Source organism: Propionispora hippei DSM 15287 (assembly GCF_900141835.1).
Lineage (GTDB): Bacteria > Bacillota > Negativicutes > Propionisporales > Propionisporaceae > Propionispora > Propionispora hippei.
Map to the genome: position 1 here is coordinate 186,527 of NZ_FQZD01000007.1, position 15,597 is coordinate 202,123.

A 15,597-nucleotide genomic window follows, 5' to 3' on the forward strand; every position below is an offset into this window, starting at 1 on the left:
CGTAGGGGAAGGAGGTTACTATGAACATTGCCTATTTTGTCAGGAAGCAGGTTACCGTAGAGCGGCTGCTGACAGCGAGCACGGTAATCTTGCTTTTACTGCTGTGGTATACTCTCACCGAGTTAAAGCTTGTTTCCGATATTGTTGTTCCTTCACCTTATAAAGTGGTTACCAGTTTCCTTGAAATTGCCCGCAGTGGCTATAAAGACAATAGTTTGCTTGTTCACTTGGGTGACAGTCTGGTGCGTTTAATCACTTCCTTTTTATTGGTGGTGATTACCGCGATTCCCTTGGGGCTGGTTTGCGGCTATAACTCCAAAGCGCGGGCTATTGTCGATCCGCTGATTGAGTTCTACCGGCCCTTGCCGCCGCTGGCCTATTATACGCTGCTCGTACTATGGATGGGGATTGAGAACTCCTCGAAAATAGCACTGTTATATCTGGCGGGTTTTGCCCCGGTCTATCTTTCCTGTGTGGCCGGTGTGCAAAAGATAAAGAAAGACTATATTGACGGGGCCTATACACTTGGCGCAAACAGCAGGCAGATTTTCTTTCATGTGGTTTTTCCCGCGTGCCTGCCTGATATATTCATCGGCCTGAGAACAGCCATCGGGGTTGCCTATACCACGCTGGTGGCGGCGGAAATGGTGGCGGCGGTCACCGGCATAGGCTGGATGGTGCTTGACGCCAGCAAATTTTTGCGCAGCGATATCATTTTTGTCGGAATTTTTATTATGGGCATTACCGGTATTCTTTTGGATGGCATGATCCGGACTATTGAGAGCAAGGTCATACCTTGGAAAGGTAAAGAATAAAACAAAAGAGGGGATTTATGTATGAAACAAAAATTAAAGAGGCTGTTACTGGCCAGCGGGCTTATCCTTGCTTTAGCAGTGCAGTTAACCGGCTGCGGCAAGAGCCCGGAAACTAAAACGGCTGCCACTGAGGCGGCGAAACCGGAAGTCGTGAATATCGGCTTTCAGGACATTCCTAATGATGAAATTGTTGCTAAAGTGAAGAATTGGTATGAAAGCGAACTGGGTGTGAAGGTGAATTTCAAAAAGTTTGATTCCGGCCGTGATGTCAATAATGCTTTTGCGTCAAAGAGCATCGATATTGCCCTGGTGGGCACAACGCCTGCAGCGGTGGGGATAGCCAAAGGTGTTGGCTACGAGGTTTTCTGGATTCATGATATCATTGGCACTGCCGAGTCGCTGGCGGTAAAAAACAGTGCTAACATTAATTCTATTAAAGATTTAAAAGGAAAAAAGGTAGCGGTACCGTTTAGTTCGACGGCTCATTACAGTTTGCTTAATGCGTTGAAGCTGGAGGGAGTAAATCCTTCGGAAGTGAAAATTCTTGATATGCAGCCGCCTGATATCTTTGCTGCCTGGCAGCGGGGAGATATTGACGCCGCTTATGTCTGGAACCCGGTATTGGGTAAATTGCTGGCCGATGGAAAAACGCTGACTGACAGTGGCAGGCTGGCCGAAAAAGGCATCGTAACGGCCGATGTGGGTGTGGTAAGCAAAGAATTTGCTCAAAAGTATCCTGATATTGTGGCCAAATACATCAAAGTACAGCAAAAGGCTCATGACCTGTACCAAAGCAATCCCGATGAGGCTGCCGAAGCCCTGGCTAAGGGTCTTAATATTGACAAGGCCGATGCCCTGAATCAGACTAAGGAATTAATCTGGCTGTCGGCCAAAGATCAGCTTTCCGATAAGTATTTCGGAACCAGTGCCAAGAAAGGCGATTTAGCTAAAATCTTAAAAGCAACCGCTGATTTCCTGGTTGAGCAAAAAGCCATTGAAAGTGCGCCGGGACAAGAGACGTTTGATCAGGGAATTAATGCTACATATATTGAGGGCGCTTTAAAATAGGCGGACAAACAGGAGGTTGACGGCAACATGATGGCTGTAGACGGTCAGGGCAGGCTAGAAAAAGCTGTAGTAATCGCTTTAAAAGATGTGTCACTAAGCTATAACTCGAATAGGGATGACAATGCGCTGGAACATATTGATCTTACGCTGACGGAGGGCGAGTTTGTCTGCCTGCTGGGCCCTTCCGGCTGTGGTAAGAGCACTCTCTTGAAAATTATAGCCGGCTTTATATCGCCCACTGCCGGAACGGCCGTCATGGATGGTGAACCGATCAATGGAGCCGACTGGCACCGTGGGGTGGTTTTTCAGCAGCCCCCTCTGTATCCCTGGCTCAATGTAATGGAAAACGTCATGTTTGGCCTGAAAATGAGAAATATCCCGGTCCATGAAAGTCACAGACTGGCAGAGGAGTACATAGATAAGGTGGGACTAAGGGAGTTTCGCCATAGTAAGCCCTATGAGCTGTCCGGCGGTATGAAGCAGCGTGTTGCCATTGCCAGGTCGTTGGTCAATAAACCCCGCGTACTTTTAATGGATGAGCCCTTTGGCGCTTTGGACGCCTTAACCCGGGAACAAATGCAGACACTGGTAAGAAATATCTGGTGGGATTCTAAATGCACCATTTTGTTTATTACCCATGATGTGGACGAAGCGCTATCCTTGGGCACCAGAGTCATCGTCATGTCCAAACGGCCCGGTCGAATCCTCCGGGAGCTTAACACGGAATTTACCTATAAGATTAGCGGCGACAATTCCAATCGCACCCGGTATTCGGACCAGTTTCTTGAGCTGCGTGAGGAAGTCCTTAATCTAATTAATCGGCAGGAGTTAATGTATCAGGTGTAACTTTTCCAAGGAGAAAGAGTCCTGCTTTGGTGAAAGCAGCTTTAGGTTTTAAGTGAAAACGCCAAATACATACAATAAAGCGCTTCAGCAGGGAGATGCCGGCTGAAGCGCTTTACTTTGGGGTGTGCACAGAGTGCGTTAGATCTTAACATATCCCGAATGAGTGATACCAGCTCGTCGCGGGTTGTCGGTAGCCAAGGCGGCGGAGGAATACCAAAGGAAAGAACGCCGGCTCATGAAAGAAAAACAAAATGTCCGTCCTTGGAAATTGACAGGAAAATCAAGACGCCTTAGCTTGGCTGTACCGGCCTAAGGCGCCTTGCTGTTTGAGTTTTATAGGTGTTTTAAGAGTGAAGTGGCAAAGACTTTTTACTTTTTCCCAATGATAAAACCGGTTGAATGATGTATTCCGCCAACAGGAAACATAAAAGCAATGTGACGATGGAAACGCCGGTATATTTCAGCCAAATATTAATGTCCAGTTTTTGGACCAGACAGCCGATGGGAATAACGACACATTGGTGAATAAAATAGATAATATAGGAGTTGGCGGCAAGCCGGCGCCATAGGTAAGCGCTGCTGTCAAAGAAGTTTTGGAATACGGCGATCAGGCCAAAGGTTGCTGTCATGGCGAAGGTGGCATGAGTGAGGGCATGACCAATCTTAAATGGCAGGGGGACTTCGGGCATGAGCGTAAAGGTTACGCGGTACAGCAAAAATACGATCAGCATAATGACGGCACTGGCGCTCCAGGGGATAAGGCGGGGACTGTAACCGCCGGGAGTGAACCAGGACTGTTTCCAGGCATATACGCCCAGGCTGAAATAGCAAAGATGGAGCAGGAGCCTGACCGGTTGGATCATAAAAATATATTTTACATGCAGCCAGGTATCATTCCAAAAAAATAAGTTGGCACTGAAGAAGCAGGCGGCGGTAAGCAAGGCGAAAAAGGGAAAGAACCAGACTGGCGGCATACGCTTTTGCCGCGGCGTGCTCAGGTAAGACGGCTTAGCCAGATGAAAAGCGGTGAGCAGCAGAAAAAACAGGGTCAGGATGCCAAGAAACCAGAAGTGCCCCTGCTGATAAAAGGGGCCCCAGAAGCCGTTACGCCAGAAATCGAAAAAGTTGGGTGGGACCGGCATACGGCTGAAAAAGGTGCTGTAAGCTATCAAGGGAGCAATGAACAAGACTCCGCCGACCCAGGGAATGACGATGCGCCGCAGTTTGTCCTGCCAGAAGGCGCCAAGTCCTTTTTTGACCAGCACCATAGGCGCGAAATAACCAGCCGCTAAGAACATGATCGGCATAATATAAACATCGGTTTCCAGAATAAAGTAATCAAAGAAATTGCTTTTTTGAATGTCGTTTACTGTCCACCATTTGAGGTCCCAGGTGGTATAGCCCATGCCGATGTGGAAGATAACCATAAGCAGAATGATAAATGCTTTCAGATTATCGAAAAAATATAAACGATTGCGGCTGATTGCTTGCAGTTTCATGCTATTCCTCCCCGAGCAAATTTACTTGTGCTGTATTTCTTCCACAGCTAACGGGCAAACCCCTCTTGAAATTATAAAAATATTCTATTAAATCGAGTTTGTAATAGCTGGTTATATCAGGTGATACTTAGTGGACCTTTTATGGTATACTAATGATAATGTCCGACTTCTAGTGCTCTGTCTACTCTGAAAACGGGCTTTTGCCCGCAATGCTTTGTTATTGCCGGCTTACATATGTCCGATGTGGCGCCTCCTCCGCCTTATCTTGCAAAAATTCACGGGGATTCTTTTACACTTTCAAAGTAGACAGACCACTTGGACCGGTTAGGAGTACAGGTAAGGAGAAATGATCCATGACAAATTGTCAACCGATTGCTATTTTGAATGGCCCTATCGTGACGGCAGACGGGAAGTATTCCTGCCGGACGATCAGTTTGCAGGAAGCCATAGATCTGGTGCAAGGTGCGCCGGAGATTGTTTCGGCCGTGGGGCATGAGGCTACGGCCGAGCTATTGACTGAATTGTTTAATCGGAAGATTAGTTTTAACCGGATTAATTTTCAGCAAGCAGCGGGGCAGGATGCCCTTGTGTTTAAGCTGAACCGCCGCTCGCCGGAAGGCGTAGTTCTCACTAAAGCTGAGATTGAAAAAATCGGTTATCAATTTCAACTGTTATCGCGCATTTCTTAGCACATGGCCGTCGTAAGACGGTCTTTTTGCCGCCCGTAGCCATTTTACCCTGACGGATTATATTTATATTTCGGGGAAGGATATCCATAAAGGAGGGATTGCCTGATGCGACAACTTGCCGCTATTGAAATCCTGGCGTTAACCAAAAGTCTGGAAGGCGAAATGCATGCCTTATCCATGGCTAAAACCAGTTTAATGAATATGAAGGATGAGGATTTAATAAGTGTAACCCAGTCAGGAATTAAGGCAACCGAGATACGAATAGCCAGGCTTCAGGAGTTTATTGCCGAAAATAATATAGTTCCTAATATCCAACGGAATACTATTCAGTAGAGGTGAATACTATGGCATCATTAATAGGGTCGATATTTTCCGCGGGCGATATGGCATCGGACCAGACGATGGCCTATATGGCGGCGGTAAGCGCAGCCGGGACGGCCAATGCTTATTTTTCAGCTGCTGTAGTGGCTGTGACCCCGGAGGTCAGGCAGTTATTTAGCGAATTTAGTTCTGAGATGTTAATGGGACACGGGCAGCTTCTTAACCTAATGCTGCATAAAGGCTGGATGAATCCTTATGATGAAACCAATCGGCAATTGCAAAGCGTATTAACTCATTCGCTGCAAGTACTGCCTTCCGAGCATCAGCACAGTATATAACAAACAAAACCTGTCCAGCTTTTGGACAGGTTTTGTTTGTGGTAGGTATTTATTTCGACAAAATGTGACCGGGAATTCTGGGTATAATCAAAGGGAACTTTAATTTTGAATGGAGTGTTGTTATGAAAAAAAACGTTCTTCTAACAGTTCTTTGTTTACTCGCTCTTGTTATGGGAAACAGCGTATTAGCCCAGGAAGCTCCTGATTCACAGAAAGTATACAATATCGCGATTGTGCCGTACTTTAATTCAACCGAGGAGAAGGCAGGGTATGTAGAGGAAATCGTTAACGGCAAATATACTGAACAATACTCCAATCAAAATTTTCATCGGGTTCCTTTAGTGGAAGTACAAAAGGCGTTGAATGAAGCAGGCTATGATGTCTCTAATATGGAACTTCCCGACAAGGATGTCTTAGCGACGGTGGCTAGGCAAACCAATGCCGATTATGTTATTGCTATGGAGATTTCAGAACTGATTACGACCAGACATCTCAGTTACTTTCAGAATAAAGTGGTAACTAAGACCAAGCTGCGTTATAAATTCTATAATGCCGGGCAGGATAAGGTTACATCCTTCCAGGTGACCGGGTTGTCCGAAAATAAAGCGGTATTTGGTTATACCGGCTACAAAGATCCGATCACCAAGGCCTTGAACCAGGCGCTGGATGATGCCAACCAAAAAGTTATGACCTATTTATAGACAATGATAATTAAAAGACCTGCTTACGGTCTCGATTAACAGGCAGGCATAACAAAACTCTCATCCGTAGGGATGAGAGTTTTGTTATGCCGCAGTAAAGCAGCAAGTTATTTGTAATAAACCTATGGAGAGTCAGCTTGTGATTTTGTTCTTATACCACATCATGGCAAACAGCAGCAGTGGCAGGAACAGAGCCAGGGCACCGGCCAGCTCGAAATAACCGCCGTACAGTGATACAGCGAGTCCTCCCAGCGGGAGAAGGCCGAATATGGACAGGATAGCCCAGCCGGATTTTACCATGACGGGTACTGTTAAAGGGGGAGCCTGACGATAGACGGTATTGTTCCAACGGGTCAGCCAGACACAGATGCCGGAGATAATCATGGCCATGGTGATGAGACTATAAACTGACCAAATGATTTTTGTCGCCAGTAAAGCATGATTGTGAGTGTGTAAATTGACAAACACGGCGGTAACCGGTAAATACCAGGGAAGCGGCTTGCGAAAACAGGACGCAGGGCCGCTCTTTTCGCCGGCAGACGCGGCAACAAACAGGGGTTGTCCCATAAAGTCATCCGGACCTGCCGCTAGCGGCTTGATATAAAGGGTATATAGATTGCTCTTCGGTTCCGGCATTTTGAGAAAAATGACAGCTTCGTTGTCTAGGGCCTGACTGGCCGTTTGCAGTGCTGTCCAGGGTGGCACGGTTACCTGGTTTTGACTGTAAGCCGGTAGCTGCTGCGCTGCTTCACTGCGTGCTGCAGTGAGATAGGAGCTGTAGCCTAAAGAAAATAGGACGATCATCACCCCGCTCAGGCATAATACCAGAGCCCACATCCCGGCTGCCAGCCCTGTGAGTTTATGCCAGTCGGACCAGAAAATGCGGCGGGAGTGATTCCTGAGCATGCCCGCTGCCAGTTTTCTTAGGGGAGGGGCATAAAGCCAACAGCCTGATAAAAGAGACAGGCAGCTTAGCAGGCAGAAAAAGCCTAAAAAGAGCATTCCTTCCCTGCCTAACCCTAAACGTACGTGCAACGAGCTGAGTAATTGCAGGCAATCTTGCAGAGCAGGATATTTTAGTGAGAGGGTGCTTTGATCGGTAAAAGTCTGTGTCTGCACATGATAGGCAAGCTGTACTTCTTTTGCTGTATTAGCTGCTGAGGGATGTTTTTTATCCTCCAGGTCCTGGAGACGAAAGATAAGATCGCCTTTATCGGCCTTAGCGGAAATGGTTTTGATCGTTTTTTGCGGATAGTCTGCCTGTATGGTCTGAATGCCTTGTTCCAGCCCCTGCCAAAGGGTGGCATAGCTCAAGGGCTGCGGATTTTCCGGCGGCCGAAGTTGATTCCATTCGTTGATTTCCTCTTTGAATAAAAGCGGCAGTCCTGTCAGGCAGAGCAGCAGGAATAAGAGGGCGCAAATCAAACTGGTCCAGCGATGGATACGGTAAACATATTTCATAATTTTATATCTCCGATGCGGTTAGAGGGAATAATTCATGCTTAGACTATAGGTTCTGCCGCTGGTGGCTTCTGTTGCATAGAACTTACGATTAAACAGATTCTGGATGCCGAACTGAAGGGTAGCCTGGTCGTTCAGTTTATAATTCAGCGAAGTATTTATCACAAAAAAGGCATCTTCGGAATTATATTCGCCGGTAGACAGATCCGGGCTTTGCCGTTCACTGACATATTGCGCATCGGTTAGCCAGTTCACTTTATTTTTGCTATATTCCACGCCAGCGTGCAGCAAATGCTTGGGAATATCCCAGTTGCGGGTCGTTTGGCCGCTGGACGTATTTTCACCGCTTTCAAAGGTATAGTTAAGATAGGAAGACCAGGTTGGCGTCATTTTGCTCTTCAGTTCAAATTCGATACCTTTGGCAGTTCCGCTGTCTAAGTTATAGTAAGCCTTTACCGAATTTTTGATTGCTGAAACTATTTTATCTTCCGTTTTCACATGGAACAGGGTGACACCCAGTGAGGTTTTCTGATCCATTTGCTGCTTCATGCCGATTTCAAAGGTGTTTGAGGTCTCCGGCTTTAGATCGGGATTGGCTTGTATGGAACTCATGTCAGTGCCAGCCCGGCGGTATAACTTATAGATTGTCGGGGGATTGAAGGAATGACCGTAACTGGCGTAGTACTTGGTGCGGTCGTTCTGGGCATATTCGAAGGCTAGTTTCGGACTTAGCTCGGTGAATTCGGCAGAGGGATAATCCTGTTTGCTGCCACTGACTAAGCAGTAGCCGCCTTCTTTATTGTACTGATCCAGGCGCAAGCCGGTATACATGGTCCAGCGGTCGGAAGCGGCATATTCATCCTGAGTGAAAACGGCCCAGGAGTTGGTGGAACCTTCGCTTTGGGTGGTTAAAGCTCCCACGGTGCTCCAGTCGCGCCAGTGACTCAGCGCGTAAGAACTGTAAGTCATTTTTTCTTTTATCCAGCTAAAGCCGGAGACGATGGTATGGCGGTTGAAATCCCAGGTTTTTTGGGCATCCAGATTATAGTTTTTACTGGGATACATCGCTAAGGTGCCGCTGCCTGTCCAGTTGATTGAGTTGGCGGAGGAACCGGCTTGACTGTAGCCCTCTTTCGTCACATCGGACAGACCCAGCCCGACAGTGATCTTATTCTCTGTGTCTTCTTATTTCAGTCTGTGAAGGTCCTGCTCTCTTTCGCCAACATAGCCCAGATAAGCGGAAGGGGATAAGGTCACATAGGTATTGTCCTGAGTCCGGATAGTACCGTAGAAGAGAGGATTGCCGCTGCCGTCATAAGCGTAGGTGAAAGGGTTGTGATAGGCATATTGGTAGTTGTTATGCATGTATGAGTAGGACAGGGTTTTAGTGGTATCCAGCAGGTAATTCAGGTCAAGAAAGTAATTTTCGCTTAGCTTGCTTTTTTCGCCGCGACCGCCAAGTAGATAGGTCCCGTTGCCAAGTTTGGGGAGTGTTACATTTAGGGTGGGAGTACCTATAGTCTTACCAGGTGTAACGTAGTAACCGGAATAGCCGTCTGTAGAACGCTTTTCATAACCGGTATTGAAGGAAAGCTTATCGTTGGTGCTGCCGCCAATTCTAATTCCCCGCTGCCAGGTATTGTTGCTGCCTGTTGACAGGGTCAGATCGGTCTTTACTTCACCGCTGGCCGGAGCCGGCTTTTTGGTAATGATGTTGATGACGCCGGCAACTGCATGTCCGCCGTAGAGCGAGGAACCGGCGCCCCGGACAATCTCGATTCTTTCCACGTCGCTGATGGGGAAGGAATCCCAGGCTACACTGCCGTCAAAAGAGGTATTTATCTGTTGGCCGTTGTACAAGACAAGAATATTGCCGCTGCCAAAGCCACGTATTGACAGGGCATCCTTCACTTCTGCCGTAGGTTTCACATACAGGCCGACTTCATTTTGCAAGGCTTCCCGTAAACTGAAAATATTGCGTTTCTTTAAATCCTCAGCGGTAATAACCGTCACGTTGGCCGGTACATCTTTAAGTCTTTTGGCGACTCTGGTTGCTGTAACGATAAAGTCGTCGAAGGTATATTCGGGAATTTGGTCTGACTCTGTTGCTTTTCCTTCCGCCTCCCGGTTGCTTTCTGTTGCCACCGTCTCTGGCGAAGCTGTTTCCGGCGGAGCTGCTTGTACCGATGTGGCTATTGCCATACAGGCCAGCAGCATAATCCCTGATTTTTTTGTAGTAGAATACATGGTGTCTTTTTCGCTCCTCTGTCAATTTTGAAATAAAAGCAACCATACCTCTGACCGGAAGCAAATAAAAAAGAGCTTTTCCCATGCAAAGAAAAAGCTCATTGTTCATATTCACAATAAGTAAATCCCCTTCCCATCGCTCGCAGGTCAAACGGTGATTGCTAAACAGGCAGTTCTCCTGGCTCCAGTTCATAGCTCCTTCGCGCCTTCCCAAGGCTGTAGCCCCAGTGACATAATTGCGAATTTGCTCCCTGATACAGTGGCGGGACCGCGCTGACCTTACATCAGACTTCCCTATTAAGTCCTTTCGGACACCTGTTTCAAACCATATGAAATTTTTTCAATCTTTACTATGGGTTATCGTATCAGTTGGTTTTCCTGTTGTCAATGTATTTTCGACAAAATTTGCTATGATCTTAGGCCGGTTTGGATAAAACGAAATGCAGGACCCGTGGCATTTGCCACATCAGGATAGTGTTCAGAAGAGTTGACAGATGGAATAATGGCAAGAAACCGTTCGCCGGAAGACAGGCGGTTCTTATTTGTTTTGAGGGGAAATTCTGTCTCTTTTTGCGCTTGCCTAGAGGAATATGGTAAGATGGAGACAAGGGGTGTTTTTCAACTACACGGAATGTTCCCTGAAAGCGCTTTTTACGGGACCTGCTGCCGGTCTCGAGCGCTGCTTAGTTTGTGTACAATGGAGGTAACTATGTCGATTTGGTCCAGTTTTATTCAGTATTATAAGCCATACCGGCGAATTTTCTTTATCGATCTGGCATGTGCGTCCGGGGTGGCATTGGTTGATATTGCCTTTCCCCAGATTCTGTATTATCTGACTCATTACGTGTTTGTCCGCAGCGCGGCGGAAATTTTGCCGATTCTGGGCTGGATCGCTGCCGGTATGTTTTTTCTGTATGGTATCCGGTATGCATGTCAGTATTATATTACCACCTGGGGCCATATTATGGGCGCCCACATGGAAAGCGACATGCGGCAGGATTTATTCGACCACTACCAGCGGCTGTCCTTTTCCTACTATGACCGTAACAATACCGGGGAGATGATGTCCAAGCTGGTATCCGACCTGTTTGATATTTCCGAGCTGGCTCATCATGGACCGGAGAACCTGTTTATCTGCAGTCTGAAAATCATCGGTTCTTTTGCCCTGCTGCTTTTTCTAAACGTTAAGATGACCTTGATTCTGGCTGTTGTCACCGGATTGATGATTGTTTTCAGTATCTATAAGAATCGCCGGATGAAGGCCGTGTTTATGGATAACCGGAAAAAGATTGCCGGCGTCAATGCGAGGGTACAGGACAGCCTGGCCGGCATCCGGGTGGTTAAATCCTTTGCTAACGAGGATTTGGAGCGGGAGAAGTTCTGTGACAGCAATGAACAGTTTTTGGATTCGAAAATCAGCAGCTATCAGATTATGGGAACCTTTCAAGCCGGCAATGGACTGTTTCAGGGTCTGCTTTATACAGCGGTTTTAGTCAGCGGTGGCTACTTTGTGGCCGAGGGAGCATTGCGGGGGTCCGACCTGGCGGTGTATGCCTTGTATATCGGGATTTTTATGAATCCCATTGATGTGCTGATCAACTTTACCGAGCAGTTTCAACGGGGCTATTCCGGGTTTAAGCGGTTTTTAGAGGTCATTCACACCACGCCGGAGATTTTGGAGAAGCCCCATGCCATGCCGCTGGGGGAAGTGAAGGGAAATATTGAGTATAAGAACGTATCGTTTCACTATAATCAAAACTCACAAGTGCTTGACGATGTGAATATTTCTATTGAAGCCGGCAAAACAGTCGCATTGGTGGGACCGTCAGGCGGCGGCAAGACAACGCTTTGTTCCATTCTGCCACGTTTTTACGATGTCAGCGGCGGTGCTGTGTTGATTGACGGCAAGGATGTGCGGGACGTTACGTTGAAATCGCTGCGCAGTGCCATTGGCATTGTACAGCAGGATGTCTATATGTTTGCCGGTTCGATTCGGGAGAATATCGCCTATGGCCGGCCCGAGGCGACGGAAGCGGAAATCATGGAGGCGGCCAAACATGCCAACATTCACGATTTTATCATCAGTCTTCCAGAGGGTTATGACAGCTATGTGGGTGAACGGGGTACCCGTCTGTCGGGCGGACAGAAACAAAGACTGGCGATCGCCCGGGTATTTTTGAAAAATCCATCCATCCTTATTCTCGATGAGGCTACGTCTGCCCTGGATAATGAAAGCGAACGCTATATTCAGGCTTCGTTGGAAAAGCTCTCCAAGGGCCGGACGACCATTGTAGTGGCCCATCGTCTGAGCACCATCCGCAATGCTGACGAGATCATCGTTATCAATCAGAACGGAATTCAGGAGCGGGGCAATCACGAGGAGTTGCTGGCGAGAAACGGTCTGTACGCCAAGTATTACAATATGCAGTTTGAAGGATTGGATGAGTTGCAGCCGGACTGATATGACCGGAATTTGGCCGGCTGCAACGGAAGTAAAGAAAGGCATAGAGAAAGAAAAGGACTGTTTCAATATAGGGTTGAAACAGTCCTCTTTGCAATTGCCGGATTTTTTATTTTGACGCATCTTGCGGTAAGTTGCTTATAAGTATTACAATAAAAATATTGCAAAACTTGTAAACTTTACTTTTATTTGCCTGTTTTGCGTAGTGCGAACGGAAAAGGGAGTTAGCTTGCTTATCGGAAGGGAAGTGAAATCTTGTGAAGCGAATTGAAAAAATTTATGAGTATATTTGCGAACAGTCAAACGAGTATACTCTGGAGCAACTGTTAGGCGAGGCCGGCGTGGACGCAGCCGCTATTTCGGAACGGCTGGGCATTTTACGGAACAATGTCAGTATGGAACTGAACGTATTATTTAAAATGGGCAGGATTATTAAGATTAAAGGCAGACCGGTCTTGTATTTCGATAAAGAGACGCTGGAGCGTTTGTGCGGAAAAAAGCTGGGGCCGGAACCGGTTGAAGTAAGCAGCCTGAAAGAACTGCTTGACGAGAACGAAGATGTCTTTTTGGAGAAAAACCCCTTTAAACATTTGATCGGCGTAAACGGCAGCTTAAAGGGCCAGGTGGAACAGGCCAAGGCGGCCATCCTTTACCCGCCCAACGGACTGCATACTTTAATTGTCGGGCAAACCGGCGTCGGAAAGACCCTGTTTGTCAATATGATGTACAATTACGGGAAATTTTGTGAACGCCTTAAGGAAAACGCGCCGTTTAAGGTATTTAACTGTGCCGATTACTATAATAATCCGCAACTGTTGGTATCGCATATTTTCGGTCATGTGAAAGGAGCCTTTACCGGCGCCGACGCCGATAAAAAAGGGATGGTTGAAGAAGCAAACGGCGGGATTTTGTTTCTCGATGAAATTCACCGTCTGCCGCCGGAAGGCCAGGAAATGATTTTTTACTTTATGGATACCGGCACGTATAACCGGCTGGGCGAAACCGACCGCAAGCGCCGGGCCAGGGTGCTCATCATTGGCGCGACAACCGAAGAACATACCTCGTCATTAATCAAAACATTCATTCGTCGCATCCCGATCGTAATTACCATTCCTCCTCTGCAGGAGCGTCCCGTCCGGGAGCAGGTGGATATCCTGAAATTCCTGCTGACCAATGAGGCGCACCGGGTGAATAAGCCGATCAGGATTACGTCGGAGGCGGTCAAAGCGCTGATTGCCAGCGTATCTTTCGGCAATATCGGGCAATTGAAATCCAACATCCAGTTAGTTTGTGCCAAAGCGTTTGTGAACGGGATTAATAAAAACTATATTGAGATTGATTTTAAATCATTGCCGGAACATTTTAAGAGCGGCTTGCTGACCCTGGGGGCCAGGCGCCAGGAAATGCTTGAACTGGACAAACACATTGAGGAAGAAATTATCGTCAGTCATCAGGAATATAAGGTGCTGGTGGAAGACGACCCTTATGAACCGCCGTTCAATTTGTACAAGATTATCGAAGGCAAAGCCGCTATGCTGAAAGCGGAAGGCGTGCAGGACGAACTGATCCAGAATTTTATCATGGCCGATATCAACCTCCATATTAAGTCCTTCTACAACAAATTTAATACCCACTTGAGCACCAGGCAAAGAATATTAAAAATTGTAGACCGTAAATTGCTGGAACTGGCTGAAGAAATCCAGCAGTTGGCCAAACAGCGGCTGAAACGGGATTATCAGGACCGGTTTCTGTATGCGCTGAGTTTGCATCTCAGTGCTTTGCTGCGCCGTCTGGAAAGCAATCAGACCTTGCAATATACCAATGTGGTAAGCGCTGTGCGGGATTATCCCGATGAATACAAGCTGGCGCTGGAAATAAAGGCGTTAATCGAGGATAATTATCATGTGGCGATACCCAAGGAGGAACTGGAGTATTTTACACTGTTGTTAAGTTCGGTCCATGAAGTGGATCAAAGCGGGCAAATTTTTATTATTGTGGCCATGCATGGCAACAGTACAGCCAGTTCTATGGTGAACGTAGTGCAAAAACTGCTGGGCTATGACAATATGGTGGCGGTGGATATGCCGCTGGAAGTCAGCCCCAAGGATATTCTGGATAAGATTATCCAGTCTGTGCAGGAAATCAACCATGGCATAAAGGGAATCCTGCTGTTGGTGGATATGGGCTCTTTAACTAATTTTGAAGATGCGATTATGGAAAAATGCCGGGTCAAAGTACGGACGCTGGATATGGTCTCCACACCGCTGCTCCTGGAGGCCGCCAGAAAGGTCAACGAATTTGGCCAGGAGCTGGAAGATATCTACACGGCCCTGCAGAATTTTCAAGGCTACGGCAGCCGCCAGCGAAAACGGTCTTACGAAAACGAAGGTGTCATTTTAACGATTTGCGCCTCCGGTGAAGGCACGGCGATCAAATTGAAAGAGCTGGTGGAGGACATTCTAGGCAATATGGTGGATGATCCTATTGAGGTCATTCCGCTGAGCAGCAAGAATATCAAAGAGAATGCGGAGAGAATTCAGCAAAAACATAAAATCCTGGCGTCGGTGGGGATTGTCAATCCCGGCATAGACGCTCCGTTTGTGCCCCTGGAAACGCTGATTAACAGCCGGGGTGAAAAGATACTGAAAAATATCATCAGGAACAATTTTTCCGTAGTGGAAAAGAAGCAGAATGTTGTTGTGAAAAATCTGAGCGAAGACAGTCTGAAACAGTTTTTAACCTACTTAAATCCGGCTAAAATTATTAGTGTATTAGAAGAATTTATTAGTGTATTAAAAAAATCCTTAAAAAGGGAATTTACTAATACAATGGAAATCAAGCTGATGATTCATTGCGGCTGTGCCCTGGAACGGATGGTCATTCAGGATGGACTGATCTATAAGGGAGATAAGAGCCGTATTAATCCTGTCCATGTGCAGGGTATCAAACGGTCGGCTCAGGTCTTCAAAGATACGATAGGGATTGAATTGACCGAGGATGAAATATTGTATATTGCCGAGATGCTGTAACTGCTTTACAGCCAAGGGAAAACGATTCTTACCGCGTTACGCGGTAAGAATCGTTTTTTTATCTGAGATCACGGAAAAATCATTTTAAAAAGCTGATATTCTTTTTTGTATTTTTTCTGATT

The 15,597-nt window shown here is 46.9% G+C and carries 13 protein-coding genes and 1 riboswitch; of the genes, 9 read left to right on the forward strand and 4 right to left on the reverse strand.

The genetic code is table 11. The annotated features are described in order from the left end of the window. The first annotated feature begins 20 nt into the window (after positions 1 to 20). Genes F3H20_RS05360 through F3H20_RS05370 form a run of 3 tightly spaced genes read left to right on the forward strand, consistent with a single transcriptional unit; the run spans position 21 to position 2,729 of the window. Positions 21 to 815 (forward strand): ABC transporter permease, encoded by a 795-nt coding sequence (locus F3H20_RS05360; RefSeq protein WP_149733915.1) that lies wholly within the window; start codon positions 21 to 23, stop codon positions 813 to 815. A 21-nt stretch (positions 816 to 836) separates the two neighbouring features. Then, a complete protein-coding gene (locus F3H20_RS05365) occupies positions 837 to 1,883 on the forward strand; it encodes a taurine ABC transporter substrate-binding protein (protein ID WP_149733916.1) in 1,047 nt (348 codons plus the stop codon). A 27-nt stretch (positions 1,884 to 1,910) separates the two neighbouring features. Further along, positions 1,911 to 2,729 carry an ABC transporter ATP-binding protein gene (locus F3H20_RS05370; protein WP_223191633.1) on the forward strand — a complete coding sequence of 273 codons (819 nt, stop codon included), beginning with the start codon at positions 1,911 to 1,913 and terminating at the stop codon, positions 2,727 to 2,729. A 344-nt stretch (positions 2,730 to 3,073) separates the two neighbouring features. Here F3H20_RS05370 and F3H20_RS05375 read toward each other — a convergent pair whose 3' ends face one another. Then, positions 3,074 to 4,228, reverse strand: a complete 1,155-nt coding sequence (locus tag F3H20_RS05375; RefSeq protein ID WP_149733917.1) for an acyltransferase family protein — start codon at positions 4,226 to 4,228, stop codon at positions 3,074 to 3,076. 353 nt (positions 4,229 to 4,581) lie between these two features. Between F3H20_RS05375 and F3H20_RS05380 the strand changes: the two genes are divergently transcribed. The 4 genes from F3H20_RS05380 (at position 4,582) to F3H20_RS05395 (ending at position 6,277) form a co-directional block, all read left to right on the forward strand. Further along, positions 4,582 to 4,917, forward strand: a complete 336-nt coding sequence (locus tag F3H20_RS05380; RefSeq protein WP_149733918.1) for a YddF family protein — start codon at positions 4,582 to 4,584, stop codon at positions 4,915 to 4,917. A 105-nt stretch (positions 4,918 to 5,022) separates the two neighbouring features. Next, positions 5,023 to 5,250: a hypothetical protein gene (locus F3H20_RS05385; protein WP_149733919.1), complete on the forward strand. Its 228-nt coding sequence runs from the start codon at positions 5,023 to 5,025 to the stop codon at positions 5,248 to 5,250. A gap of 11 nt (positions 5,251 to 5,261) precedes the next feature. After that, positions 5,262 to 5,576 (forward strand): spore coat protein, encoded by a 315-nt coding sequence (locus F3H20_RS05390; protein ID WP_149733920.1) that lies wholly within the window; start codon positions 5,262 to 5,264, stop codon positions 5,574 to 5,576. A gap of 122 nt (positions 5,577 to 5,698) precedes the next feature. Further along, a complete protein-coding gene (locus F3H20_RS05395) occupies positions 5,699 to 6,277 on the forward strand; it encodes a hypothetical protein (RefSeq protein WP_149733921.1) in 579 nt (192 codons plus the stop codon). A gap of 132 nt (positions 6,278 to 6,409) precedes the next feature. Here the strand turns inward: F3H20_RS05395 and F3H20_RS05400 are convergent, their stop codons facing one another. Genes F3H20_RS05400 through F3H20_RS05410 form a run of 3 tightly spaced genes read right to left on the reverse strand, consistent with a single transcriptional unit; the run spans position 6,410 to position 9,985 of the window. Further along, positions 6,410 to 7,738, reverse strand: a complete 1,329-nt coding sequence (locus F3H20_RS05400) for a PepSY-associated TM helix domain-containing protein (protein ID WP_149733922.1) — start codon at positions 7,736 to 7,738, stop codon at positions 6,410 to 6,412. A 21-nt stretch (positions 7,739 to 7,759) separates the two neighbouring features. Continuing rightward, positions 7,760 to 8,878: a TonB-dependent receptor gene (locus tag F3H20_RS05405; RefSeq protein ID WP_188128207.1), complete on the reverse strand. Its 1,119-nt coding sequence runs from the start codon at positions 8,876 to 8,878 to the stop codon at positions 7,760 to 7,762. 45 nt (positions 8,879 to 8,923) lie between these two features. Next, the gene (locus F3H20_RS05410) at positions 8,924 to 9,985 is read right to left on the reverse strand and encodes a TonB-dependent receptor (protein ID WP_149733924.1); all 1,062 of its coding nucleotides are present in this window, start codon (positions 9,983 to 9,985) and stop codon (positions 8,924 to 8,926) included. Positions 9,986 to 10,136: 151 nt separating this feature from the next. Then, positions 10,137 to 10,319, reverse strand: a riboswitch (cobalamin riboswitch). 375 nt (positions 10,320 to 10,694) lie between these two features. Between F3H20_RS05410 and F3H20_RS05415 the strand changes: the two genes are divergently transcribed. Together F3H20_RS05415 and F3H20_RS05420 are read left to right on the forward strand one after the other, a co-directional pair. Next, a complete protein-coding gene (locus tag F3H20_RS05415; protein ID WP_149733925.1) occupies positions 10,695 to 12,446 on the forward strand; it encodes an ABC transporter ATP-binding protein in 1,752 nt (583 codons plus the stop codon). Between the two features lie 257 nt (positions 12,447 to 12,703). Next, positions 12,704 to 15,475 (forward strand): sigma 54-interacting transcriptional regulator, encoded by a 2,772-nt coding sequence (locus tag F3H20_RS05420; protein WP_149733926.1) that lies wholly within the window; start codon positions 12,704 to 12,706, stop codon positions 15,473 to 15,475. Positions 15,476 to 15,597 lie beyond the last annotated feature (122 nt).

What these genes read in the sequence shown, in the direction of transcription:
- F3H20_RS05360 (WP_149733915.1), top strand. Translation starts at nt 21, where the DNA reads ATGAACATTGCCTATTTTGTCAGGAAGCAGGTTACCGTAGAGCGGCTG.
- F3H20_RS05365 (WP_149733916.1), top strand. Translation starts at nt 837, where the DNA reads ATGAAACAAAAATTAAAGAGGCTGTTACTGGCCAGCGGGCTTATCCTT.
- F3H20_RS05370 (WP_223191633.1), top strand. Translation starts at nt 1,911, where the DNA reads ATGATGGCTGTAGACGGTCAGGGCAGGCTAGAAAAAGCTGTAGTAATC.
- F3H20_RS05375 (WP_149733917.1), bottom strand. Translation starts at nt 4,228, where the DNA reads ATGAAACTGCAAGCAATCAGCCGCAATCGTTTATATTTTTTCGATAAT.
- F3H20_RS05380 (WP_149733918.1), top strand. Translation starts at nt 4,582, where the DNA reads ATGACAAATTGTCAACCGATTGCTATTTTGAATGGCCCTATCGTGACG.
- F3H20_RS05385 (WP_149733919.1), top strand. Translation starts at nt 5,023, where the DNA reads ATGCGACAACTTGCCGCTATTGAAATCCTGGCGTTAACCAAAAGTCTG.
- F3H20_RS05390 (WP_149733920.1), top strand. Translation starts at nt 5,262, where the DNA reads ATGGCATCATTAATAGGGTCGATATTTTCCGCGGGCGATATGGCATCG.
- F3H20_RS05395 (WP_149733921.1), top strand. Translation starts at nt 5,699, where the DNA reads ATGAAAAAAAACGTTCTTCTAACAGTTCTTTGTTTACTCGCTCTTGTT.
- F3H20_RS05400 (WP_149733922.1), bottom strand. Translation starts at nt 7,738, where the DNA reads ATGAAATATGTTTACCGTATCCATCGCTGGACCAGTTTGATTTGCGCC.
- F3H20_RS05410 (WP_149733924.1), bottom strand. Translation starts at nt 9,985, where the DNA reads ATGTATTCTACTACAAAAAAATCAGGGATTATGCTGCTGGCCTGTATG.
- F3H20_RS05415 (WP_149733925.1), top strand. Translation starts at nt 10,695, where the DNA reads ATGTCGATTTGGTCCAGTTTTATTCAGTATTATAAGCCATACCGGCGA.